Raw genomic sequence first — 24,843 nt, 5'->3', positions numbered from 1 at the left:
TTATCGGAGATAAAATATGACGGGCATTGGCCGAGCTGGCACATCGCAGGTTGGGGCCGCAGGAGCCGACAGCACCAGGCAAATGAGCAGTTCGAGCCTTGAGCCCGGCCTCTTCGCTGGGGAACGCAGTCGTTCCTTCGACGCCGTGGTGGAGCGGATGCGCTCCGGACCTCAAGATAGAACTGCGGCACTTGCGAACCGGCCACCAACTTCGGATGTGGCGGCGCCAACGCGGGATGAGATCAAGGCAGCAAAGCGAAAATTGAGCAGCCTGCTTGAGGAGTTTGAAACTTGTCGTCGAGCGGCCACGCACGCCCGGGACTTTCCCGAGGCGCAAGAGCTGATCGACCAAGTCGTCAGGGCAGGCTCAGCAGTTCTGGACTACTACGCCGATCTGCCCCAAGAGTTGGCACGTCGCATTCTGCCCGACGATCGGGCTCGCCGGCTCCGCGATGACACGCTGGACGCGGGCGACGAATGTAACGCCGTGGCCACCAGGATCATCTATCCACTGGAGAAGAGCAGAAGGAAAGCAGCAGAGTGGCTCGAGAAGATCAAAGACGCGGCTACGCCCGACCAGCTGAGCCGCGCGGTTGCAGGCGTGGCGGAACAGTATGCGGCCTGCATGGAGTGGTGGGGAAAGAAGGCATTGCGCTCGGAGCGGATGCAGTCCGTCTGCGCGGCTACTGCCGACTTGCCAAGCAGCACGCCCGAGATGCGCAAGGCCGAAGAGGCCGCACTAAGACTGCATACCGGCTGGGCGCTCAATACGAAGTGCATGTATCTGCAATCGCGGATCGCTCTCGCGCAGCTCTTGATTGACTCGCAAGCGAGCACGTTGGAACCAGACGTGCGCGGCGCCCTCATGGACGAGGGCGGGCGGGTGCGTCTGCTCGGGACCTTCATCGGAGATGTTTTTCCGGCGTTCGTTCGACCGCCGAGGCCGTTCTGAACAGCAACGGGACGCCGCTCGACGCTGAGCATCGCGCCGTTCTGGAAGGAGTCATGGAGCGGCTTTCGGAGTTCGCATCGGGGGTGAGTTCCATGGTTGCCACGCTGAGGGCGGCCGGAACGGGAGCTGACCTTCCGTTGCAGTTGCTGGACGAGATCGTGGAAGGTGCGTGGCTTACGGCGAACGAAGTCATGCGGCTGTTGGCAGTGCAGCCACAGATGCCAGCCACGATTGAACCGCCGGCTTGGGCTGCGACTGCGCTGCCGGAAAATACTGCCCTCGTGGGCGAAGGCAGTTCGGCGCGCAGAAAGGGCAAAGGAAGACGCGCAGCGGCCGCAGGCGAGGGGAGTTCGACGGCCCGCCCGCCCGAGCCGCAACTCGCAAGACCCGGTGCCGCCACGGTGCCGACAGGCAAGGTTATCGTGCTCTCGGATCTCGGTACCAAGAAACTCGCGACCGCGGAGGAGGCACGCGCGCGGGCGTCAACCTCTGCCACCGAGCATCTCCAGATGTGGCAGGCTCCGCCCTCCAGGAAAGCACTGGCGGGATTGCTCGAGCGACTGGACGAGCTGCTGCAGTTTAATCTGCCGGCTCAGCAACGCGCCGTCTCGCAAGCGCGCCAGATGAAGCCCGAGGACGCTGACCACGTATTGAATCTCGTCGCTAAGCGATTGCAGACGCAGGCCACCGAGATTGAGGCCTGTGTAGCCGCGCTCGAGGAGCCTCGCCGACGTGGCCTGCTCACGCCTGCGCAAGTGCCCGAAGTGCACGAAAAAATAGTCCGGCTCAAGGGGATGTGGTCCGAGGTGCAGGGACAGGCAAACTCATTGAAAGCGGGAAAGGCAGCAATCACGAGCGATTGCATGAAGAGCTATGCGTTTCCATCGCAAAAGTACCTTGAACAGTTGCGGGCGGCGGGGGAACTGGCGTCAGTGGATCCACCGCGCGCCTTGAAGGCAGAGCCGGGGACGCTGTTCGAGATCAAGCTGCAGCCCAGGGCGCTGCGCGGTGGTGCGATGCCAAACCCGATGTGGGTGCACATCCATACCCAGCGGCCGGTACATGCCTGGCAATTGGCAACGCTCGGCGATCGCGAATTCGCCGCTTGCCACGTGAAGTCCGACGAACAGCGCGGCTACAATCAGCACTGGCAGAGCGCTCGAGCCGCCGAGGGGCACCAGAACGTCGTGATCCACCGCGGCAAGCTCACCCCTGCGTTCTGTAGGTCCTTGTTGAGCACCGCCGCTGGCCGCCATGCGTGGCACCCCCTTCCCGATCCGGAGGTGTCGGCGCAGATGGCTCGACTGGGGATCTAGTGAGCTGGTTGTCTTGCGGCAGTGTGCCGTTCGGTCGCAGCTTCATGCCTCCAGATCGGCTCGGCAGATTGCCTGAGCAGCACCGAGCCCCTTCAGGCTCCATTTCGCAAAAGGATGGAGCCTTGGGGAAGAGAACCCGCACCACGGGAGCCTTGTCAGCCGGCGATCCGGACTTTTGTCGATCGCCGGACAAGCAAGCTGCCATCACGAGGCGTGGCGAAGATCGGCGCTCGGGCGAGAAGCTAGGCCACTGAGTGCGGCAGGCGGAGAAACATGTGCCTGATGCCGGCGGCGATCCGCTCGGATGTACCAGCGCTTTCGCCTGTCTGCCCGCCGCGAACTGGCCGCAAATCCTCGGCGGAGCTTGCGCGTGGTCCGGATGCACGGGAGCTGAGTATCCCGGGCGGCTTTGACGAATCGAATCGGGCGGTGCACAACAACGCTGCCTGTTTGCTACTCTTGCATAAGGCTACGACGGCCCCAGCATCCCGCCTCCATGGCCCCCGGAAGATGCTGGGGCTTGTCGTTCTTCGTTGAGCGCCTCAAGCCGAAGACGTCGGAGCTGCTTCTCTACAAATGACAATGGCGCCGAGCGCCGCCGAGAAAATTCCGTACATGGACCTATGGTCAGGCATGTCCCTGCTTTTTTCAGTCGCCATCACGAGCGACCAACGGTGGCATCGCCGGAAGAGTAGGCGGTGCCTCCGCAGCCCGATCAGCTTGGCGGGGGCTGTCCATTGAGTCATGGCGCGAGCTCACGACAGCAATCCAAATCATGGGCCTGAGCGACCTTTACAGCTCGAGCCGTGCCCCCCAAGCACCCGGTGCATCACCTCGCTTTTGATCTCCCGGGCGATCTCGTTGACAATTTGAGTTCTCGACCATAACGGCCTTTGCAGGTTCCGAGCGGCTTAAGATAAAGCCATATGGTGATGTCCGAACTTATCCATTCCGTAGATAGACCCAATCAAGAAAATCAATTTTACCACTTGCAGCTTCGTCATATAGACGTCGAGGACGGCTGGGGCCAACCTCGGGAAGCGATTTCTCGAATGAAAAGATTCGTGTTTGTGACTACGAGCGCCCTCGCGCTTGCAATGGCGGCGGTGCCGCTTTTGTTGCAAAGGTTGCCGCGCAACCGGCCACCACCAAGCTGCAGGTAGCGGATACGTCATATCCCCAGTGCGCGGATGACCCGTTGGATGGTATCTGCGACCTGTTTTTTTGTTTGACCGATCCGTCGTGCGTACGACACTGAAAACGGAAAACAATCAAGCAGAGAATGAGGATCGAGCCTCGTGCGGCCGCTTGCTCCGACAGCGGCCGCATCCTCTTCTCGTACGGGTACGCCGCCAGATGGAGCAATCCGCTCCATCGTCTTCTGTAAGAGGATCTGAGCGATTGCTCACTAACATCCAGTCGGGTGACGATCGCCAATCGCGCAAATGCTCAATCGGCGTAGGTTGAGTGAACGGAGAAGTCGTTTTTGAGCAGCGACGCGTCCGCACGATCTTGCGAGAATTTCTTGCCCCCACGCCCGTTCGCCTGAAGAAAAAAAGCAAAGCACGACATCCGCCTCGGAACCGAGGGCCCCGTATGGTCCACGGTCCACGGCGGTGCATCGCGGGGCCGTCAACCGCGAGCAATCGTGGGGCGGCGAAAGTGCTTCAGATGCGTCGCCGGGTCGCTCGCGCTCGTTGACCGCAAAGTGGCCAAGCTAGATGAATGATCGGGTGAAGAGGTAGCTTCTAGCGTCGCGGCTCCGCCCGCGAGTGCCCCTCCGCTGAAAATGTTCCTTGATGTCTCTTTGCATCGGGTCGACTAACGCGAACGCCCAATTTCATCCCTTCTCCGCCCGTAACGGCTGCTCCGACCCGTACTTCTCGTGCTGGCGAGCCAGGCTCCAGAAAATGACGGATAGGATGGCGCGGCAGCGGTTTCGAAGCCACAAAATATGATTTCTCATGTGAGAAGACGCACGGCAACCTACTAGGGTTGGTGAGTTGATGGCGGTGCTGGACCGATTGATTTGAAGCCAAGCAATGGTACACAAAAGTAAATTCCGGCGAGCTTGCATGGAGCGTCTTTATGTGAGCTCGCATGGAATCGAAACCGTGCGAACAAGGCTATGTCGGCTCTTTCAGCCTAAGCAAAGCCCATTTACTCGATCCGCCGCAGGTCATGTCGAACGACAGCACGTTGATTTCCGAAATTTTGCATGCGTACTGGCGGTCTGATCGGTGGTTGCTTCTCGTCGTTGTCGCAGTGGCGCTGATCTCCAGCGCGAGCAGCGTCGCAGCGCCCTATGTATTTTCGTATCTCATTGACCGTCTCCCGCGCGAGGGAGACATTTCGGTGCTTGCGTGGGGGTTCGCTGGCTATGCGGTCCTGCTCGGCGTCGCCTCCGCATTGCAGCGCATGCTCCAGTATCTCTCCTTTATGACAGCCGAGAACCTGGGCTTCATCGCTGCAACAGGCTTCTTCGATCGCATCCTGAGGAAAACCGCGGCTTTTTTTCTTGAGCACAATCCAGTGGAGATACAGAGTGCGGCGGCTCGCGGGCGTAGCGCGCTAACGGCGTTGCTCCAGCTTGTGACCATCGTCTTCATCCCTGCTGCAACACAATTTCTACTTACGTTCGCTACTCTCGGTGCGCGCCTCAATATCCAGATCGCTGCAATCGTTGTCGTCTATGGGGCAGTCGCGATTACATTGACGTGGAGTTCCACGCGTCGGGCGTACGTGTTCCTGAATCGGGCCAGCGAGGCCCGACAGGAGAATGAGCGTTTCGTTGGCAACGTCATGAACGCCATGGACACCTTGCGCTATTTCGGCAGTCATACCTGGATGAGCCAGCGTTTTACGATGAAGGCGCGGGAGGTGCGTGATAACTGGCGAGCCTATGTGTTGCAACGCCTTGCCTACATCGCCGTGCTCGGCCCAGCCGTCGCGCTACAATTTGCGGTCACGCTTTTCCTTCTTATACCTGAATACCAGGTTGGGGCGGTCACCATCGGGGATATGGTGCTATTCAACACGCTTCTACTCCAGCTCAATATGCCATTCGAGATGGTTGCGCGAGCGATCTCTGACGTGGCGCGGTCGCGAGCCGACCTCATCCCTCTAGCGAGACTGTGGGCCGCACCCGAAGAGCGGCGAACATTTCACGCTCATGATTTTACGCCCTCCGCTGGCCAGCTATCTTTCGAGGGCATTGGTTATGCCTACGACAACGGTCGTGGCGTTACGAACGTCTCGTTTATGGCTGGGCGCGGCGGGATCACCTTCCTTGTCGGTGAATCCGGATCGGGAAAGTCGACAATTTTTAAGCTCGTCTTGAAATCGATTGAACCAGACTGCGGTCGTATTCTGGTAGATGGAACCGATATAGCGGGCGTCGATCGCGCGGATTGGTATGCCGCAGTTGCTGTTGTGCCGCAGGACGTGATGTTGCTCAATGAGTCGCTGGCCGACAACATCCTACTGGGACGGCCCCGCAACGAGGTGCGCCTTCGCGCTGCCTCGGAAAAAGCCGCTATTCTCCCCTTTATCGAGACTTTGCCGGCAGGATTTGACACAGCCGTTGGAGAACGCGGTTTGAAACTTTCCGGCGGGGAGCGCCAGCGTATTGCTATTGCCCGGGCGCTTTATGGCGAGCCGGCGATCCTTCTTCTCGACGAGGCCAGCTCCGCGCTCGACGAACAAACCGAGCGGGACATTATGGACCATATGCGCGCTCTAGCCAAGGATGTGACCGTGTTGGCGATCACTCATCGCAAAGGCGTCGTTTCTACAACCGACGTCGTGGTCGACCTGACCGACTGCGGCTTGTCAGTGACATAGGCGAAGTGAATGAACAGCCCGGGCGTTGACTGTCTGCACTTGAGGTTGCATTCCTGGACGAGATGCTTTCGCAGTTCACGGAGCTACCCAGGCGTAGAGACGAATCCTCGGCGTCTATGACGGAGTTGGCGACCCCTGCTCCGGTGGATGTGAAATATTCTAGGGTGCCGATTACCAACATTCGATCCCGGGCGGCAAGGACAGGCGTGCGATTGGCGATCGGCCCACTTGCTGTCGGAACAGGCTCCCTCCCTCTTCTTGAATTCAGGCTGCTCTAGACCGGAGTTCTGCATAAATGCGCCGAGATTGATGAGTTCGTCGACAAGGCAGCATCGACAAGCTGGCGAAGCGAACCGCTCGCAAGATCAGCAATCGGCAGGCTCGGAACGCCGCAGCCGAATTGAAAAGGAACAGCTGCGCCGAGAGGCCGATCGTCTGCAGGAGTTGGCCAGGTAAAGGGATCGCGAACGGCGCGAGAAGGCGAGGGCGAAAGCGCAGGCGGCGCTGCGCGAGCGCGAGCACACAGAAAAGCTTGCGGCCATCCGGGCCAAGATCGAGGCTCTCGAGAGCGCTCACGGTCCGAGGACGAGCATTGGGAAAAGCAGCGTCAGCCTGCAGGCCGCTCTGCGGCACGCCCGGGAATAGGCGGCTCGCGACCAATTGACCGTTGCGCTTCCTCGCGCAAGAATTCAGCTCCCCCGTCCTGAAACCTTCTAGCCGCCGCACCACTTGACCTGATCCGATGATCGATGGCGTCTAGCAGACTGCATTTATGGCGGCCTGTACCTGGCCGGCCACTACGGATCTCACGATCGGGTCGCTGGCTTCAGGGCCCCTGGAGGATCGTGGTGTGTACGATTGCGCGCCGCCCGTGCAGTCAAGTGGGCGTCGTAAGCCTTGGTCTTGCCCGCTGTGAAGGGCCCTGCGGTCTCGGTACCGAGCTTAGATATTTTGCGCCACTCAACTTTCTTCTTCATTGGTCGTCCGGGGCCGGGGGTGGAATTGAAAGCTCAAGGTCCTCTGGGGAAGATTTCTCCGTAGGCCGCGCTTTCTTGGGCCGCTTTAGGCGCTCTTGGATCTTGGCGGTGGCTGGATCCGGACACAACTACGTTTTCATGGCTTCCTTCAGAGCGTCGGCGCCGCGGCGACGTACATTCTTGGCGGCCCGCGCGAGGCAGCGCGCGATATCATCCGGAAGGGCCCGTGATCACATTGTCCGGCGCTATGACGGGCTTTTACTTGTGCGCCGCGCTCTAAATTTGAGTGGGGCCGTCTCCGGCATCATGAGCATGGCAAAGAGCCCGGCCGCGCCAGCAACAAGCATGTACCAGGCGGGCGCGAGCGCGCTCTCGGTAAGGTGGATCAGCCAGGTGACGACTGGTTGAGCTGTGCCTCCGAAAATCGCTATCGCAAAAGCGTAGATCGTTGCGAAGGCGCGACCACGAATGGTCTTGGGCAAACCTTCGGCCATGCTCACATAGAAGGCGCTATACGGAATCGTTCCGATCAGGGTAAGCGCGCCGAGGCCTCCGAGAAGTGCGAGGGCACTGCGGCTCTCTGCAACCCACAAGAATACCGGATAAGTCATCAGCAATGCAGTGACCTGCGACCATATCATGATGTGCCGACGGCCTGCGCGGTCGGCGAGCCAGCCGCCCAGCAATGCGGCGGCAATTCCTACCGCATTGCTGACGAGCGTAGTACCAAAGGCGAGAGGCGCGGAAACGTGCAGGGTGTTCAGCGCATAGGTGGTCATATATCCCGTGACATAAGTAATGATCGTGCAGCTCGCCAAGATGACAAATCCCAAACTCATGATGCGGCGAGCGGCAGGCGATCTCCCTACAGGTTGGATGACCAGAGCCGGCGTCTCGGGGCGGTGCAACGTTTCGGGCAGGGTGCTCCGCAACCAAAGCCCGAACGGTAACGTAGCGGCGCCGAGCAACAGCGCGATTCGCCATCCGTACGCATTGAGTGCCTCGATCGTCATGGTGAGGGAGAGTATTTCTCCAACGAGCGCTCCGGCCGTCGCGGCGATCTGTTGGCTGGCGGGTTGAAATGAGACAGCAAGACCGCGCCCTTCGCTCGGGGCCGCTTCCATCAAATACGCGGTCGTCGGACCAACCTCACCGCCCAGCGCGAAGCCCTGCACTAAACGTGCGAAAATAACCAGCAGCGGAGCTGCAATCCCGATTGTCTCGTACGAGGGCGTAATAGCCAACAACAGGATCGCGGCGCTCATCATGGCAAAGCTGGCGGTCATCGCTGGCCGGCGGCCGGCCCGATCCGAATACGAGCCGAGCACGATGGCCCCGATCGGTCTGGTCACAAAGCCTGCGCCGAAGGTTGCGAGCGACAGCATGAGGCTGGCGAACGGGTCGCTTGCCGAGAAGAACGCTTGGCCGATCTGGATCGCGAAAAAGCCATAGGTTCCGAAGTCGTAGAATTCGAGAATATTGCCGATCGTTGCACCCAACACGGCGCGGCGGGTCAAGGGTTGGTCTGCGGCATCGAGGACCGAGTCCGGCGTTTCCTGACTAAGTTGCCTGGCCATCCTCGATCCAAGCGAGGTCGCTGGCCTGAACATTTCGACCAGTCAGGCCGCGCACGTTGCGCTCCACTTGTCGCATACGTCTTTACCTTGATGATCTGGCACGGCCAGTGCGCCAGTCCACATGTAGACTGAAGCGTTGTCAGGACGAAGCTCATGATAAGGTGTGCAATAATAATGCCTGCCTCTTGCGACCCCATTGAACCCTTGAACTGATCGCGGCCCTTACCAGCAAAGATAGAAGAGAACCCGCTGCAGTTGTCGCGCGGCCCCAGCCATTGCGCTGCTGTGCAGTGGCGGGTTTGCGACAAAATTGGCGGGCGCCGAACAGGTGGCGCCTGCTCTGATCTTGCGATCGCAGCCGTCAGGAAGCAATCGGCGACGACTCCGCACCAAAGGTGCGATCGGCCAAGCTCAAGCTGCTTCAACCGTCGCATCTCGGTCGGCAGCAATACGTGGTACTTCCTTTTCCAGTTGAATAGGTCGCCTAGCTGACTCAGGCCCTGCGGCAGATCTCCGCAACCGCAACCGCAACCGCTTGAGAATGAACGTCTTCTGGGAAAATTTTGAGGCCTTCATCATCTATCGCTCCTCCCAGCCGAGAGGATTCGGCGGCGAAAACTCTAGCCAAAAATGTCCAGTTTGCCGGCCTCAGATCACTTGAATCGCACGCAGCGTCAAGTTGTATCTCAGATAGGTGGGGACGGTCCCCGACGATGCGAAGGCTCTCTAACGACCGACACGGATTGCGAATGTCTCAACTCTTAGGCTCACGCCGCGGGAATCCCGCCATCAGCGAAAAGCAGGGCGGTTTGGACGGTCTCAACGCTCTTCATTAGCAATGGTGGCGGTCTTGTTCACCCGATGCAAGCCCCTTCCGCCTTCGAATGCACCTGGGAGAACCAACACGACGCCATTACGCAAGTGGAGGCATGCGAGTTGCACAATAGCAGAAATGCCGCTCGATCATCGCCTCTACCCGTTCCGACCGCCTATTTCGCTTTGGACATACCCACATCGTACTCTGCGGCAGAGCTTCGTGGTCCTGGCCGAAGCCCTGCCATGGCGGCCTACCCCGGCAGCCATTTCGCCACGGACCGGACCGCTCATGGCTTCCGGGGCGGCATGGGCCATGCCGAGAGGTGAGGCCCCCTTGGCCGCCTCAGTCAGGACGGTTGAACGGGCAAGTAACCATGGCTTTTGAGACACAGCATCCAGTATTCCAGGCCTTGCGCGAGCGTCTTTTACTGGGCCATTGGCTACCCGGCACAGCCTTGAAGCCTGCCGATATTGCCGATGAGCTTCGCGTCGGCATTTCGCCCGTACGAGAGGCTTTGATACGGCTGACTGAGCGCGATGTGGTGCAAAATGTCGACCACAAGGGGTTCAACGCCAGGCCGATCGATCCACACCAAGCCATCCTGTTCTGCAATATGCTGTCGCAAATGTATGTCGATAGCATCAGCGATTTCACCAAGGCGAAGCTGATCGACGAAGTGGCGGCAAGCTTCTGCGGTGAAATTAATCCCATTTACGCAAGCAATGCGGATCCCGCCAAGCTCTTCTTGAAGGTAGGCGATTGCTATCGGCGCGCGTTGCTGGTCAAACAGCATCGCCAGATTGCGGATCACGTCGCGGACGTCGTTTATGTCTACCTTTCACGCGCAATGGGAACGCGTACGTACTACAGCGATTTGCTTGTCGAAAGCCGAAGTATTAGTGCATTGATGGTCGAAGGGCAGCACAAAGCCGCAGCCCGGGCCATCCAGGGCTTTTTCAGACGCCGGGTCACGGAAATTATGCGAGCACAGGCGAGGCTCTCGCGGATGCCGACCACGACAAATCTAGCACGTAGTCATGTGGACTTATCACGCCCCGGCGGTGCGTGATTGCTATGATCGTCGTGTCCGACGCGAGTTGCCGAAGTTCGTCGAAGATTCCGCGCTCGGTCTGCTCGTCCAGTGCGGAACTGGCCTCGTCGAGGAGCAACAGCCGAGGCCTTGCGATGAGTGCACGGGCGATCGCAAGGCGCTGCCTCTCGCCGCCGCTTAGCAATTGGCCCCGCTCGCCGACCCGGTAGTCCAAACCGTCTCCCAAGGAAGTCACCTTATCAGCCAGATGGACGCATTCTAGCGCGAGGATCACGTCCGCATCGGAAAACGGGCGGCCCAGCAGAACGTTTTCGCGGATACTCAGATTCATCATCATCGGCTCTTGGGGCACGTAACCTACGTGCGCCAAGTAATCTTCCGGATCGATCGTGGCCAGGTCCAGTGAGCCAACGCGTACCAGGCCGCTGTAGCCTTGATGCATTTTTAGCAGTAATTGCATAAGCGTCGACTTGCCAGCGCCCGACCGTCCGACGACGAAGTTGATGACGCCGGGCTTGAACTCGCCCGTTATCCCAGAGAGAAGCGGCGAGGCGGCTCGCTCATAACCAAACGAAAGCGCGCTGATGGAAATGGTGAGTGAGCCAGATATCGGCATAGTACGCTTGAGCATAGCGGGTCGTGCCGCTGGAGCATGTGCATCAAGCAGCGCCTGTAGCGGCCCGGCCATGCCGCGCGCAACGATGATGTCCCGAATTGACATGCCGATAAGCTCGAAGGGCCGGTTCAGTTGAACCAGGATCATGCTCACCATGACGAGCCCACCTATCTCTCCTGACCGGTCATAGAGCCACAGCGAAAGCCCCAAGATCGAGGCATACTGAACGAACAAGAGGGTCGCTTGCAAAGCGCCATAGCGCAACCGGACGCCATAAAACATGAGCCAGGCTCGGCGCGTGGCGGCGGTCTGGCGGTCATACAACTCGGCTATCCAGGGTTGAGCGCGGAACACCCTAATCGACACGATGTTTTCGATTGCATTTCCTAAAACGTTCGAGCCCTCGTTACTTGAGGCCTGCGCCTCAGCCTGATACACCTTTGAAACTCTATTGCTCTTCCACGTTATCAGTACGATGATGGCGCCGTAGGCTAGAACGAACAGCGCCACAAACCAATTTGCTGCTCCACCGACGGCAAGGAACGAGAACGCAACATCGGCGGCCCCGCCCATCAGCACCATCAAATAGAGCTGGATGTAGATCTTATTGGACTGGTGCCAACTCTCTACCATTGCCGAAATCTTGCTCGGATTGTTTTGAGCAAACAGTGATCCTTCGGCACTCACCAGAGCGGCCATGATCTTCTTGCTGGAGAGATTACGAACGTCCTGTTCGAGCCTGCTTGACAAAACCGCCTTGACCTCCTGCAAGCACCGAGCAAGCGCGGCCGTAACGGCAAACAGCAACAACAAACTGAGCGTATAAAGCGGCGGCGCGCTGGCCAGCCGGGCGACGGCCCGTGAGAACAAGAGCGGCCCGGCGACCGTGCAGCCGGACGCTGCAATGGTCGTGAGCAGGAAGCCCGCGACAAGAAGGCGGGAAGATTGCAGGCTCGTCTTGATGATGTTCCATTGGAGCGGGGGCAAGAGCGGCTTACCCGAGTTCGTGAAGATCCATCCAATCGGCAACAGCGCAGATACGAACGAGTGCAAACGCTGAGTCGTAAGACAAATTGTCGATAGCAGAACGGAGGAGATCGCGGGAGATCAAGCCGTACCGATACAATGCACTATGCTCGACACGTGACGCCAAGGCGCTATATTCGTACCGCATTAGCATGTCGCGCCCGGCACCTTTGCCAACCCGATGATAGATCACGTCGGGCAAGTCTTCCCGGAAGGCCTCGCGCTCAAGTGCACGGTCAATTCCATTTGAGTGGTGATGTCGGCGAGCCGTGAGGAGGCCCGCCTTGATGAGCGGCCAGAACACAAAGGCCTTTCGCTCTTCTACCGCAATGCCTCGTAGTGCGATGCGATTGAGCTCAGCATTACGCATGCCGAAGAACTGAAACAGTCGCGACGTCGGCAGGTGGCGTAGGGATCTGGCGCCAGGTACGAGCTCTGTACGGATATCCGGCGGCACTGATGCGACAGACGACTGCGGAAATCGAAGATCACCGAACATATGCCGGCGTAAGTCCCGGCTGCTCTGACCGGTGATCACGTCGCGAAGAACACGCCAGACAGACGCTCGAGCCTGAATCGCAAGGCCGGCGAGCTCGCGCAATGCCCCTCGTGGCGATCGGGATTCGGCAAGCAGCTCTCTGGCCATCGTCAAGCGGCGCATTCTGAGAAATAGTTGATCGCCTCCATCTCCTGTGAGCACCAAGCGCGATCCTGCAGCCTGCGCAGCCTCGTGAAGTTGAGCCGTTGTGGCGATCGTGGCGGCTAGCTTACAAGGTCGCGGCGTTGGAGCCAGCAATTCTGACGATAGGTGGGTCATCGACGAGCGAGCATTCGCCTCGACATAGGTTGGCGCGCCGCCTACCTGCTCGGCTAGTGCGGCAAAAAAGAAGCGTTCGTCACCATTGACGTCCGTCTCTGAGTAGCTGTTCAGGAGGGAGAGGGGCCTATCTCGATGGAGGTCGGCCGCAGCCAACGCCACTACCGACGAATCAAGGCCCCCGGAACATTCAATGCTGAAAGCACCGCCATAGCGGCGCGTCTTGTGAGCGACGCTCGCCGAGATCAATTGGCGAAAGCTAGCCACGTCATCCTCGAAAGAGACCGCCGACGCGTTGAGCCTGGCCACGGCGCCCGCCAGAAAATCGACTTGCCGAAAGGTGCCACTTGAGACGATGAGCGCCGCGCCACTCAGTAGCTCGAAAATCCCACACAACCCCGTTTCCGGGGTCAACCACGACGAGTTGCATATCAGGCCGGTCAAGTAGCCAAAGTTGAAGCCGCGCCGTTGCGCCAAGGCGGCATCTGGCAGCTTCAGTCCTGCCCAGCACTCAATCAAATCATGTCTGACCTGGTAGAAGATGGGGATTTCCGAGAAAGCGGGGCGTACGATCGCGATGCCACTTGGCGCGCGAACAATGAAAGCCGCATCGCCAGCGTACCGCTCCTGCAGCAGAGCCACAATCTCCGGCAGAGACGTGCCTTTGAAGTGTGTTGGTTCCAATTGGGTCGGCATGCCGGTCTCGGCGTCAACAATATCGTTGAGGACCGTAATTTCCACGCGGCCGTTTACAACGATGGTGGCAAGCTCCTTGGCTGAATCCAAGAGCGCGTCTGCATTGAGTCTCATTTCTCGAATCTCAAGATGACGCTGTAGTCCTCCACAGCACGCTTCGCGTCGTTCAAAATGAGGTCGCCAGATTGCAGCCAGGCGTGGGCTGTGAAAGGTGGCTGCTTCACACCCACGAGGAGCTCGAGCGATGCGATGTAGGGATAGAAAAAAAGATAGCCCCCCACGGAATCCTCAAGACAGCGCGGGCGGCGGAACCGAAGATTGCGCAGATGTTGGAATACGCTGGCGTAGTAATGGATTGTTTCGACTCCCACGGACACCGGTGCCGTACCGCGACGCGAGGCACGTAAAAAGTCGAGTTGACGAGCGATGGTCTGGCTGCGAATGAAGCGAGCAGCATGAGCCGCACGCGCATAGTGCCACACCAGATGGAGGGGTGGGAGAAAGGCTGGCGGTGAACTCAGGCAATCGCGCAACTTTGCCGTCGTCTCGGTTAGCCGTTCACGCTCCTCCGGACAAGCTACAGATGTGGTAGTCATGCTGTAACGATTGGATTGCAGGTCGAGGCTGATCCAACGCCCGTTAGACCACGCATTTAATATGTCGCTCACAGCAGCGATCCCTTGCCCACCGCGCCCTCAAACTGATGGGATGGGCCGAAGCCGCATCCCATCAAGATGGTCCGCGTCAATCGGAATCATCCATGTAATAATAATCGCCCGTGGTGTGTTCTGCGCGCCTAGAGCCCCCAAAGCCTTTTGTGAGCTCGGTAGCGTCCCCGAGGTCCTGCACCGTGTCCTTGATAAGGGTGTCATTGATAGCGGTTGTATTCATCCACTTTCTCCAGAGTGACCGGCATATCGCCAGCGCGCTAAGCTAACATCGTGATATAAAATAGGGCTTTTATTTTTTGAGTATGATGTCGATCGATTCGAAAAATAGTTTGACGTTGCGGAGGATGCGGGATTGGGCGACGAGGCAATTAGGTGGCGCGTTTGCGGCCAGCGGCCGACGGACGATGAGTCAATCACTTATCATCATGCGTACCCTGAGCCTTCCAGGGTTAGTTCGAGAGGAAGGTTTCGTCGCCAGTTTCATCAACAGTCGCGTCTTACAAATTCCAACAGGCGTTAACCGCAGGTCTCCTCATTCTGGCCCACAACAATGACCGTAATCGCTGCTCGCAAGAGCTGGGGTATTCGGTCCCGATCGCCTGGCCCATTTGCCGAGTAGCCCCTTTTGCCTGGCGATCATGAACCCGTTCCATCCGAGGGGGATAGCCATGATCTACGTCGGCCTGGATGTTTCCCTAAACTCCTTGCGATATGCAAGGTCGACGGGGAAAGCTTGTTCTGCGCCATCGATTGTGAGGTACCTTGAGCCTTGGATCAGTCAAGTTGAGCGGGTGGCGCTGGAGGCAGGACCGACTTCAGAATGGCTGACGCGAATGGTACGGCGGCCGACCGGTGGCCGCCGCCTTCGCAACCTCAAAGCCCATCTCAGCCAAACCGAGCGCAGCGACAAACACGTCGATCACGCGAACCGGGTTGCTCTCGTTGACCTGCCACCGAACTTTCATCCGGCCGCGGTTAGAGCCTCGGGGTTTTGTACGCCAAGTGGCGCGGTTGTAGCAACGGACGATCGGCGGAGCTGGTCGGGGTTGCGTAGCCGATCGTCCGTTGCGGTGAGGTGGGCGGCATAAGCCGCGGGGGTCATGTATTTCAGCGACGAGTGAGGCCGCTGAAGATTGTAGTCGGCAACCCAATTGGCGATCTTGGCGCGGGCGTCGTCGAGATCGAAGAACAGAGTCTCGTTGAGCAGCTCGTCACGCATCCGGCCGTTGAAACTCTCGACGAAGCCGTTCTGCATCGGCTTTCCCGGTGCAATGAAGTGCCAGTCGATGGCTGCGTCCCTGCACCAGGCGAGCATGGCATTGCAGGTGAACTCGGTGCCGTGGTCGGACACGATCATTCCTGGCTTGCCGCGTCGTTCGACGACGGCCGTCAGTTCGCGGGCGACGCGTCGTCCTGAGATCGACGTATCCGGAATGGCGCCCAGACATTCCTTGGTGACGTCGTCGACGATGTTGAGGATGCGGAAGCGCCGACCGTTGGCGAATTGGTCGTGGACGAAGTCCAGCGACCAGCGCGCGTTGGGCCTCGCCTCGACCAGGATCGGGGCACGGGTCCCCACGGCCTTGCGGCGAGCCCGCCGCTTGCGGACGGTGAGCCCTTCTTCGCGATAAAGCCGGTAGATCCGGTTGATCCCCGATGGCTCACCCTCCCGCCGCAGCAGCACGAACAGCCGGCGGTAGCCGAACCGCCGCCGCTCGTTGGCAAGGTCACGCAGCCGGCCACGGAGAGTCGCGTCCGGAGAACGGCTGGAGCGATAGCGGATCATCTTCCGATCCGCTCCGACAATCGAACAGGCCCGCCGCTCCGACAGGCTCATGACGGCCTGCAGATGCGCGACCGCAGCGCGCTTGGCGGCGGGCCCTACCATTTTTTTGAAAGCAGCTCGCGAAGGGCGGCGGCGTCGAGCATCTGCTCGGCTAGAAGCTTCTTCAGCTTCGCGTTCTCGTCCTCCAGCGCCCTCAGCCGCTTCGCCTCTGAAACGTCCATGCCGCCGAATTTGGCCTTCCAATTGTAGATCGTTGCTTCCGAGACCCCGTGCTTGCGAGCCAGGTCGGCCGTCTTTGCTCCAGCCTCATGCTCCTTCAATACCGCGATAATCTGCTCTTCCGTACGCTGCTCTGCAAGCAATCGCGGACCGCGAGCGAGCCGGCCGAGAGCGGCTGCAGCACATAGAGCTTGCGCTCGAGCAGGCACGCTATGAAGCGGCTCGCGCACACCGACAATATGATGCGGTTGATCCAGAAAACCGCCTGGTCGCTGGAGATCTCGAGCGGCGGTGGAATGAACGGCTTGCGGAAGTGGCGCGCCTCGAAGATGATCTTCGCATTGCCCGCGACAAACAGCCGCCCACTCTAACCGACGCAGAACGCGCAGAGATTCTTGGACTAGGGACAGACGTGGAGCGCCTGTGGAGCCATCCGGCAGCCTCGGTTGCGACACGAAAGCGGATATTGAGAGCGGTTCTCGAAGAGATCATCGTCACCGTCGAGCCACGAATATTGCACCTAAAATTGCACTGGAAGGGGGGCGATCACACTGCGCTCGAAGTTGTGAAGAACCGGGCCGGACAGCATCGGTGGAAGACCGATGCTTCAACTGAACAGCTGATCCGTGATCTGGCTCGTTTGCTGCCGGACGGGAGCATTGCGTCCGTTCTTAATCGGCTTGGCATACGCACGGCCAAAGGCAACACGTGGACCCAGCAACGCGTTTGCGTCTTCCGCAACGACCACAACATCCCTGTCTACCGAGATGGCGAACGCGCCGAGCATGGAGAGCTGATCCTGCACGAGGCTGCAAGCCGTTTGGGTCTCAGCAAGATGACGGTGGTACGACTAATCAAGGATGGTATCCTGCCGGCCAAACAGAGTTGCGTAGGCGCACCGTATGTGATCCGGGAGATTGACCTGAATCGGCAGGAAGTCCGTCATGCGGTGACCAATGGTCGCGCAGTATCACAAGATCCGCGGCAACGAAGCTTCGATTATCAATGACATAGCGAGATGTGCATCATGCCACCAGCCCGGTCAGACCGGTGATGATGAAGTTCTCATGGGCTTTCAGCCAGGCGCCTTGCGCCAGCTGCAGGGTGTTGCGCCGGTCAAGGCCGCGGCGGGACGCGAAGTCGACGTCTTCGATACAGGCGTCGACGAAGCGCAGCTTGGCTGCGGCCAGCCGATTGGTCAGGCGCCGGTCGGCAGGCATGGCGGCTTCGCGATCGAGCATCAGGCCGAGCCACTCATCCCGGCTGAGATCGGCGGCATTGTCCTGTTCGGCTAGTTGCCGGTAAGCGGCCGCCATTCCGGCAAGGCCGAGCGCCTGCATCTGCTCGAGGGTCGGGTGGGTCGTAAGCGCTAAACCGATACCCTTGGTTCGGGGTTAGATTAGATGTGCGAAGAAGCCTCCGGATTGAACGGAGGTTCGGGATGGGATTGGACGGCAAAAAGGACGTCCATTTGGACAGCTCGTCAGTTGGGGCGGTCAGCCGGCTTGAGGTGCTTGAAGGACCCTCCGGACGTCGTGTGCGTTCGGAGGCCGAGCGGGCTCGGATCGTCGCGGAAAGCCTGCTGCCCGATGCTCAGGTGGCGGAGGTGGCGCGCAGGCACGGTGCGACGCGTTGGCAGATTTACGATTGGCGACGACGCTTTCGGCAGCGAGGCGAGTTGCCGTCGTGCGAGGCTTCGCGGCCGCCGTTCGCGCCGCTCGTCGTGGAGGGGCCGTTAGAGGAGCGTCACGTTCCGGCAGTCAAGCTCGAGATTGCGATTGGCGACGTCGTCGTGCGGACGGACGGACGCGGCCATAGACGGCGAGCAACTGTCTCGGTTGATCCGCGCGGTGCGAGCGTCACGATGATCGCGCCCGGTGCCGATCTGAAGATTTACATCGCGACGCGGCCGATTGACTTCCGCTGTGGCCATGATGGGCTGGCTGCGAAGATACAGGAAATGCTTCGTCTCGACCCGTTTAGCGGCGCGGCCTTCGTATTCCGATCGAAACGAGCGGACCGGATCAAGATTTTGGTCTGGGATCGAACCGGCCTGGTATTGGTGCACAAGCGCCTCGAAGGCTGCAAGTTCGTTTGGCCAACGATCGCGGACGGTGTGATGCGCGTATCACCGGCGATGTTCGCGGCCTTGTTCGAGGGTCTGGATTGGAGGTTGGTCCGCCCGGAGGAAGCGCGGCGCCCGCAGGCGGCGGGATAACTGCGGCAGAGTGACTCGGAAGCTATTTTGAACGTGGCGCGTGCGGCGGCGATGTGCTCGAAATAGCGCATGAGCATCGCGGCGCTGCGCGACGAAAACGAACGCTTGAAGGCGCTTTTGGCGCAAACGCAGACGGCCTTGAGCGAGCATCAGGGGGCACTGGCGGCGTCGGAGGAAGCACGGCGTCGGCTGGAGGTCATTCTCGGCGAATTGCGACGCGAGAAGTTCGGCGCGAAGTCCGAGAAGCTGCGACCAGAGCAGTATCATTTGCCGCTCGAAGACGTGGAGATCGCGCAAGGCATCCTGGACGCCGCACAGGAGAAGGCGGCCGCGATCATCCAGGGCCGATCGCGCGGCGGATCGGATCAAGGTTCTCATCGCAATCGGGGCTGCTTGCCTTCTCATTTGCCGCGGGTAGAGCGGATCATCGAGCCTGCGAGCACGCTTTGTCCGTGCGGTTGCGGGGCCATGACGAAGATCGGCGAGGATCTCAGCAAACGGCTCGACGTGATCCCGGCGCAATGGCGCGTGCTGGTCACACGCCGCCCGAAATACATCTGCCGCCGCTGCTCGGGCCCTGTCGTGCAGGCGCACGCACCGGAGCATGTCGTGCCTGGTGGACTACCGACGGAAGCAGCGATTGCGCACGTGATTGTCTCCAAGTTTGGCGACCATACGCCGTTTTACCGTCAGGCCGAGATCTATGCGCGCCAGGGGATCCGGCTTGATCGGGCGACCCTGGGCAATTGGTCCGGCCGCGCCTGCTTCCATCTCCAACCCGTTGCCGACCACATGCGCCGCCATCTGGCAGCGGCGGATCGTCTGTTCATAGACGAAACCACGGCGCCGGTGCTCGATCCCGGGCGTGGTCAAACGAAGAAGGGCTACTTCTGGGCGATCGTCTCCGACGACCGCGGCCACAGCGGCCCAAGTCCGCCGATCGTGCTGTTCCGATATGCCCCCGGTCGCAGCGGCACGTTCGCTGAGCAGTTCCTGGACGGCTTTAACGGATGCTTCCTGCAATGTGATGCCTATGACGGTTATGACCGGCTGACCGAAGTCGCTCGACCGCAAGGGCCGTGGACGCTCGTGCATTGCTGGAGCCATTTGCGCCGACGCTTCGTCAAGTTGGCCCGCAACAGCAAATCGCCGATCGCCGAGGCCGCCGTCCGGCAGATCGCACAGCTTTACGCCATCGAAGCCATGGTGCGCGGTTCATCGCCGGACCTCAGGCTGGCCGCCCGCAAGGAGCACTCGCTGCCCCTCGTCGAGGCGTTGAAGCCGTGGTTCGAGAAGCAGCTGTCGATGATCTCCAGCGGCTCGACGCTTGCCGAGGACATCCGTTACGCGCTCAATCATTGGCAAGGGCTGACCCGCTTCCTCGAAGACGGACGTCTCGAGCTCGACACGAACCCGGTCGAGAACGCCATCCGGCCAGTCTGCCTGACCAGAAAAAATGCGCTCTTCGCCGGCCATGAGGTCGGGGCTGAAAATTGGGCCTTGCTTGCGTCGATCGTCGCCACCTGCAAGCTTAGCGACGTCAACCCGGCCGCCTACATCGCCGAGACACTCGAGGCGATCATCGACGGCCATCCCCATAACAGAATCGAAGACCTCATGCCCTGGCGGTTCCGCAAAACGTCAAGCCAGCTTCAATAGGGTCGCGGCTAAGCGCTTACGGTGGGTCAGCATCGCGATGTTCCTTTCCTTCATTGATAATAGCCCCCACCACGGATGTTGGCGTGCGAGGGGGTGGCTTTGACGGGTGCGGCAGCAGGGCTCGCGCGGTCGAGCCCGGATTTGAGGATCGCGCTCACCGAGGAGTAGCTGATCGCGTTGATGACGAGTGCCCGCTCGCAGGCCGCTTCGAGCCGATCGCGCTCGTAGCGCCGTGCCAGGGCGATGATCCCCATGGCGGAGCGATAACCCTGCTCGGGATGCGGGCGCTCACGCATCATCCGCTCGACCAGAGTGGCGGTGTTGACGCCGATCCGCGCTGCCATCTTGATCAAGCTCGCCGGCGTCATATTGGCATAACGCTGATGGGCCTTGGGCATGTGCTCGTTCACGGTGACATGGCCGCCGCGCTGAGAGCGGCGCACATGGCTGGCGACACGCGTGTGATCCTGGAAGATCTCGACGGCTCGATAGGTGAGCCGGACGTCCACCCGACGGCCGATCAGCCGGTGCGGGACCGAGTAAAAGGTCTTGTCGACTTCGACGTGATAATCGGGGTGGACCTTCGCCGTTTTCCACTCGGCGTATTCGAACGGCCCGCCCGGCAGCGGCGTCAACGCAGCGCGCTCGATCTCCTCGAACAGCTGCCGGCGGGATTTGCCGATATGGCGCATCGGCCGATGGTTCAACTCCTCCAGCAGACCGGCGATCGCAGTATTGAGATCGGTCAGGTTGAAGAACCGCCGATGGCGCAGCCGTGCCAGAATCCAGCGCTCAACAATCAGCACCGCGCCTTCAACCTTGCCCTTGTCGCGCGGCTTGCGGCTGCGGGTCGGCAAAATCGTCGTGTCGTAGTGCTCGGCCATGGCGGCAAAGGTTGGGTTGAGCGTCGGCTCGAACCACAACGCCTTGACGACCCCGGCCTTCAGATTGTCGCAGACGATCGCCTTGGGAACTCCGCCGAAGTACGACAAGGCTCGGGTCTGGCCTTCGATCCAATCTGGTAGTCGCTGACCGAAGCTCCCCATAGCGAAGGTCAGCGACGAGGCCCCGAGCACCGCGACAAATATCTGCGCCTGACGGATCTCGCCGGTTTGCGGATCGATCACCTCCACCGTCGGACCGGCATAGTCGGTCTGCATCACTGCACCCGCCGCGTGGCGATGACGGAAGGTCGGGTTCGCCCGGCGCCGATAGGCGTCAAACTTCTCGCAGAACTACGTGTAACCATAGCCGTCGGGATGCGCCGTCCGGTATTCCTGCCACAGCAGCGTCAGCGTCACGCCCTTGCGCTTGAGCTCCTGCGCCACCCGTGGCCACTCAGGCTCGCTCAAGTCCTGCGGGGGGCGCCCGACCCGCCGGAACAAGGCTCGCTGCAACGCCGCCTCGCTCTCGTAAATCGGCGGCAGCGGCCAGCTCAAACCCGCTTCACGCGCTCGCAGCAGGTAGGTGGCAACCGAACTCTTGCTGATCTGCAGCCGTTCCGAGATCTCCCGAACCGACAGGTCCTGCTCGTACGTCAGCCTCAGGATCGATCGTAGGTCCTTCACAGTGGTTCGTTTCGCTTGCTTCCGTCTCGGCATTGCCCCTCTCAAACTCAGCTTGAGAGAGAACATTGCCTGAACGGCGCTCCCGAAAACCAACCTCCCGCAACTGTCCGCGATTTAGCGGAATCCCTGTCCCGGAATTACTGAAATCGCTGTCCGCGAATTAGCGAAATTGCTGTCCGGAAATTGCCGAAACACGCACATCACATCACGCGCGACCGAGTGCAAACGATTTGTTTCCGTATCAGGTTGGTTTCGTCGGACGTTCGGATTCCAAGACCATCCGCAAGGATCACAGCTTTCACCATTGGCTCTCATTTCTGGCGATCCGCCCGTTGCCGCCTGGCTTCCCGGCACGATTGCTCCGCCAGCGCGGCGGGGCGTACGGGCTTGAGCAGAGACTGCCTGTAAGCATCCGGATCATACCCGTCATTGATGGCGGTTTCGAACGTAGCGGCGGCTACGTAGTCCGCTTGGCCAGCTCCAAAGGAGGCCATGGCACTGGCTTGGTCCAGATGATGCGGGCCTTCCGGCTCGATCAGTACCCATGCTTTGGCCAGATCGGCGCAATTCTCAAGTCCGAGCGCTTCCACCGCGGCTGCGTTACTGCCGGCATATGGCACGCTCGGCCCTAGTTGACCAAAGTGTGCTTCGGAAGCGTCATATGGCCCGACCAGCCATGGTAGACCGAGCGCTCGCGCTTCGAGCACAAACAGCAGGCCCGGCGAGCGGCCGGAGAGATCGACCACTGGGGTACCGACTTCAAGGCCGGCCGCACGAGCCTGGGCTCTGGCCGTAGCCAGATAGTCGTGGAGGGGTTGCGAGAGCACCAATTTTCCACCGCCCGGCAGGGGGGTGACAGCGGCATAAGCGCGGAGATCTTTCACCTGACCCCGCGGCTTAAGGATGGCAGCATTGATCACTGATGCAGTGAGCACCTGTGCCAACACCGTCAGGGGCAGTAGGGTGGCGATGACGCTGCGTCCCTGTTGCGCAAGAGGACTCAGGAAGGCAACGACCGCGAGCATCCAGAACAAGGCGGCCTTCGAACCACCCCACCAGTAGTTCACGCCAGAGCCCAGCGCGGACACGTGCGGCAGGACCAAAAAGATTAGCGCTAGTACGACGCTGGTGCGAGCTTGGGTACGCAGAACCAATCCCTCGCGATAGAACATCGTGCCAAGGCACGTGAAGGCCGGCACAAGGAACAGGGTCGAGAGCTTGATGTTGATCGGATCGATCCCCGCCAGCGCAATCGCAATTGTTACGATCAACACCGCAGCGAGAGCCAGTGATGGGAGCACGTTGTGCCTAAACTCCACGAAAATGCTGAGCAGAAGGGCTATCGCCGTTAACATAGCGAAAGCGAGTTGCGTGCGACTGGTTTCGAGCCAGTCGATCCGAAACATCAAAGACGCCTCGTGCCGGGCACCCAGCAGGATTTCCAAATCAGCGCTATTCACCATACGGGTCACCAGCCCGGTGATGCCGCCGTCGATCAAGCAGGCAGTAATGATCAGGAGAGCGAGAGCGATCAGCGCTGCGCCAAGCATGGGCAGCAGCGACTTTCGACGCAAAACGACGACATAGAGCATAACGAAGAGAGCAATGGCCGCAGCGGTGGTCAGCTTGGCCATGAAGCAACACCAGCCGCCAACGCCGACCAGGATCCACCCCAAGACCTGGCGGATGCGCCCTGGCCGATCGGCCAGCAGCAAGCCGATCATCACCATCAAGAGCGATTGAAAGGTCAGTGTGTTGTAATTGGGTGTGCGCGACAGCGAGGTGTGAAAGTTGACCAATGCCAAGCTGGCGATCCCTGCCGATAGCACCGTCGCATGCGGCCAGCCCACTGTCCAGAGGCGCCGGATCACAAGGAAGCTAAGACTCCAGCCCAGCGCGATAGTGAGCGTGACGTTTGCCATGCGAAGCACTGCGATGTCACCACCCGCCCACTGATATGGCCAGTAATAGAAGAAGCCGAAAAGGGACGGCGGACTATTGATTGCGTAGACAAATGGGTTCGCTATGGAGTTGAGGTAGGAACCTTCGGTGTCGAATTCGAAACCGTAACTGCCGTAATATAGGAACCAGGCGAATATGATCGCGGTGGTTGCGGCAGACAGAGACAACAATGTCCAATCGAGCAAAGCCGACAACGTCTTTTCGGTTGCAAAGCGCTGATCTCTTGGCATAGGCCCCCTTCCTGCCAGCCTCGTAGACGAGGCCCATTCCAATGGATATCAGCCTCAAGGAGCCTCTAACTGACCTTAGCCACGCCATCACCTCCAAGAATTGGTGGTGTCAATCACTCGGTCTCAATGCAACGGCTGGATGGTCATGTTGGGCGCATTCGGCGACATCACCATCCGAATGGCTTCTGCGCGCGTCCGCGTCAAAGCACCATCGTTGTTGATTGAGTGGACCACGCCGCGCGCACCAACGCTACTTGACGTCGCCAACGGCTAGGTCGACCTCGCGATTGTGCCGTCGGAATTGTCGCGGCGACCGAGCGTGGCGGTGAGGCCATCGGGAGCGCAAAGGCCGCCTCGGCCGCGTGGTCGTTGTCGCCTTGACCGGCCATCCGGATGACAAGGCTGGGCTGGATGTTGACCTTGTTGATCAAGAACATGCGGACCGTCCGGCTGACACCATCAACGAATGGTTCAGGCGATCACAGTTTGAGATTATGTGTAAGCGCTCCTTTCTACGCACCTATGCAGTTGAGCGCGGGGATGGGATGAGGCGTCCACCATGAGCGAGGTGGACACCATCGATGATCACTCCAGAAGAACCTTTGAGACTTGAGACGGTCGGCGTGTTGCGCAATGGCCGGCGTCGCTATGATCCGGCCAGCAAACAGCGACTGGTCGAGGCCTGTCTGCAGCCTGGCGTGTCGCTGGCGGGGCTGGCGTTGCAACACGGCGTGAACGCGAACCTGCTGCGCAAGTGGGTGGCCAAGCGACAACTTCAGAACGGGGATGGCCAGCCGGAGGCGCGGGCGCCGATTGCGCCAGCCTTTATTCCGGTTCGCGCG

The 24,843-nt window shown here is 60.0% G+C and carries 13 protein-coding genes and 4 pseudogenes; 7 read left to right on the top strand and 10 right to left on the bottom strand.

The annotated features are described in order from the left end of the window. Positions 1–16 precede the first annotated feature (16 nt). A pseudogene (locus K288_RS47570) lies at positions 17–2,268 on the top strand (hypothetical protein). Positions 2,269–4,368: 2,100 nt separating this feature from the next. Continuing rightward, entirely contained in the window at positions 4,369–6,111 is a 1,743-nt protein-coding gene (locus K288_RS0136000; RefSeq protein WP_244443386.1) for an ABC transporter ATP-binding protein, read from the top strand. A gap of 1,222 nt (positions 6,112–7,333) precedes the next feature. On the opposite strand, the gene K288_RS0135995 is transcribed toward K288_RS0136000, so the two are convergent. Continuing rightward, on the bottom strand, positions 7,334–8,665 hold the full coding sequence (locus tag K288_RS0135995; protein ID WP_027583883.1) for an MFS transporter: 1,332 nt from the start codon (positions 8,663–8,665) through the stop codon (positions 7,334–7,336). Positions 8,666–9,075: 410 nt separating this feature from the next. After that, positions 9,076–9,241, bottom strand: a pseudogene (locus K288_RS52895) (transposase); the annotation flags it as partial. A gap of 614 nt (positions 9,242–9,855) precedes the next feature. Between K288_RS52895 and K288_RS51150 the strand changes: the two are divergent. Then, positions 9,856–10,551, top strand: a complete 696-nt coding sequence (locus K288_RS51150; protein ID WP_084799980.1) for a GntR family transcriptional regulator — start codon at positions 9,856–9,858, stop codon at positions 10,549–10,551. On the opposite strand, the gene K288_RS0135985 is transcribed toward K288_RS51150, so the two are convergent. The 5 genes and pseudogenes from K288_RS0135985 to K288_RS55075 form a co-directional block, all read right to left on the bottom strand. Next, complete coding sequence (locus K288_RS0135985) at positions 10,460–12,136, bottom strand: ABC transporter ATP-binding protein (protein WP_027583881.1); 1,677 nt, start codon at positions 12,134–12,136, stop codon at positions 10,460–10,462. The genes K288_RS51150 and K288_RS0135985 overlap by 92 nt on opposite strands. Before the next feature lie 7 nt (positions 12,137–12,143). Next, on the bottom strand, positions 12,144–13,802 hold the full coding sequence (locus K288_RS0135980) for an asparagine synthase-related protein (protein ID WP_027583880.1): 1,659 nt from the start codon (positions 13,800–13,802) through the stop codon (positions 12,144–12,146). Continuing rightward, positions 13,799–14,356 carry a lasso peptide biosynthesis B2 protein gene (locus tag K288_RS51145; RefSeq protein WP_084799976.1) on the bottom strand — a complete coding sequence of 186 codons (558 nt, stop codon included), beginning with the start codon at positions 14,354–14,356 and terminating at the stop codon, positions 13,799–13,801. The genes K288_RS0135980 and K288_RS51145 overlap by 4 nt, the downstream gene beginning before the upstream one ends. A 964-nt stretch (positions 14,357–15,320) precedes the next feature. Continuing rightward, on the bottom strand, positions 15,321–16,388 hold the full coding sequence (locus K288_RS0135960) for an IS3 family transposase (RefSeq protein WP_244443385.1): 1,068 nt from the start codon (positions 16,386–16,388) through the stop codon (positions 15,321–15,323). Continuing rightward, a pseudogene (locus tag K288_RS55075) lies at positions 16,355–16,573 on the bottom strand (transposase); the annotation flags it as partial. The pseudogene K288_RS55075 and the gene K288_RS0135960, both read right to left, overlap by 34 nt. A gap of 104 nt (positions 16,574–16,677) precedes the next feature. On the opposite strand from K288_RS55075, the gene K288_RS49885 reads away from it, so the two are divergent. Further along, the gene (locus K288_RS49885; protein WP_152535829.1) at positions 16,678–17,373 is read left to right on the top strand and encodes a helix-turn-helix domain-containing protein; all 696 of its coding nucleotides are present in this window, start codon (positions 16,678–16,680) and stop codon (positions 17,371–17,373) included. A gap of 16 nt (positions 17,374–17,389) precedes the next feature. Here the strand turns inward: K288_RS49885 and K288_RS47555 are convergent, their stop codons facing one another. Next, the gene (locus K288_RS47555; RefSeq protein ID WP_201449773.1) at positions 17,390–17,704 is read right to left on the bottom strand and encodes an ATP-binding protein; all 315 of its coding nucleotides are present in this window, start codon (positions 17,702–17,704) and stop codon (positions 17,390–17,392) included. A gap of 101 nt (positions 17,705–17,805) precedes the next feature. On the opposite strand from K288_RS47555, the gene tnpB reads away from it, so the two are divergent. Together tnpB and K288_RS0135925 are read left to right on the top strand one after the other, a co-directional pair. Beyond that, positions 17,806–18,582 carry an IS66 family insertion sequence element accessory protein TnpB gene (gene tnpB, locus K288_RS55070; RefSeq protein WP_244443384.1) on the top strand — a complete coding sequence of 259 codons (777 nt, stop codon included), beginning with the start codon at positions 17,806–17,808 and terminating at the stop codon, positions 18,580–18,582. A 69-nt stretch (positions 18,583–18,651) separates the two neighbouring features. Continuing rightward, the gene (locus K288_RS0135925; protein ID WP_027583875.1) at positions 18,652–20,241 is read left to right on the top strand and encodes an IS66 family transposase; all 1,590 of its coding nucleotides are present in this window, start codon (positions 18,652–18,654) and stop codon (positions 20,239–20,241) included. 50 nt (positions 20,242–20,291) lie between these two features. Here K288_RS0135925 and istA read toward each other — a convergent pair. Both istA and K288_RS0135915 read right to left on the bottom strand, forming a co-directional pair. After that, positions 20,292–21,842, bottom strand: a pseudogene (istA, locus tag K288_RS47545) (IS21 family transposase). Positions 21,843–22,120: 278 nt separating this feature from the next. Next, the gene (locus tag K288_RS0135915) at positions 22,121–24,001 is read right to left on the bottom strand and encodes a hypothetical protein (RefSeq protein WP_027583874.1); all 1,881 of its coding nucleotides are present in this window, start codon (positions 23,999–24,001) and stop codon (positions 22,121–22,123) included. A gap of 581 nt (positions 24,002–24,582) precedes the next feature. Here K288_RS0135915 and K288_RS0135905 point away from each other — a divergent pair. After that, a partial coding sequence (locus K288_RS0135905) for a transposase (RefSeq protein ID WP_043161597.1) occupies positions 24,583–24,843 on the top strand: 261 nt, incomplete at its 3' end.

It is taken from the genome of Bradyrhizobium sp. Ai1a-2, from assembly GCF_000426245.1.
Taxonomy (GTDB): domain Bacteria; phylum Pseudomonadota; class Alphaproteobacteria; order Rhizobiales; family Xanthobacteraceae; genus Bradyrhizobium.
Note: the sequence above shows the minus strand (reverse complement) of the source record. Positions and strands in the feature narration are given on the sequence as shown.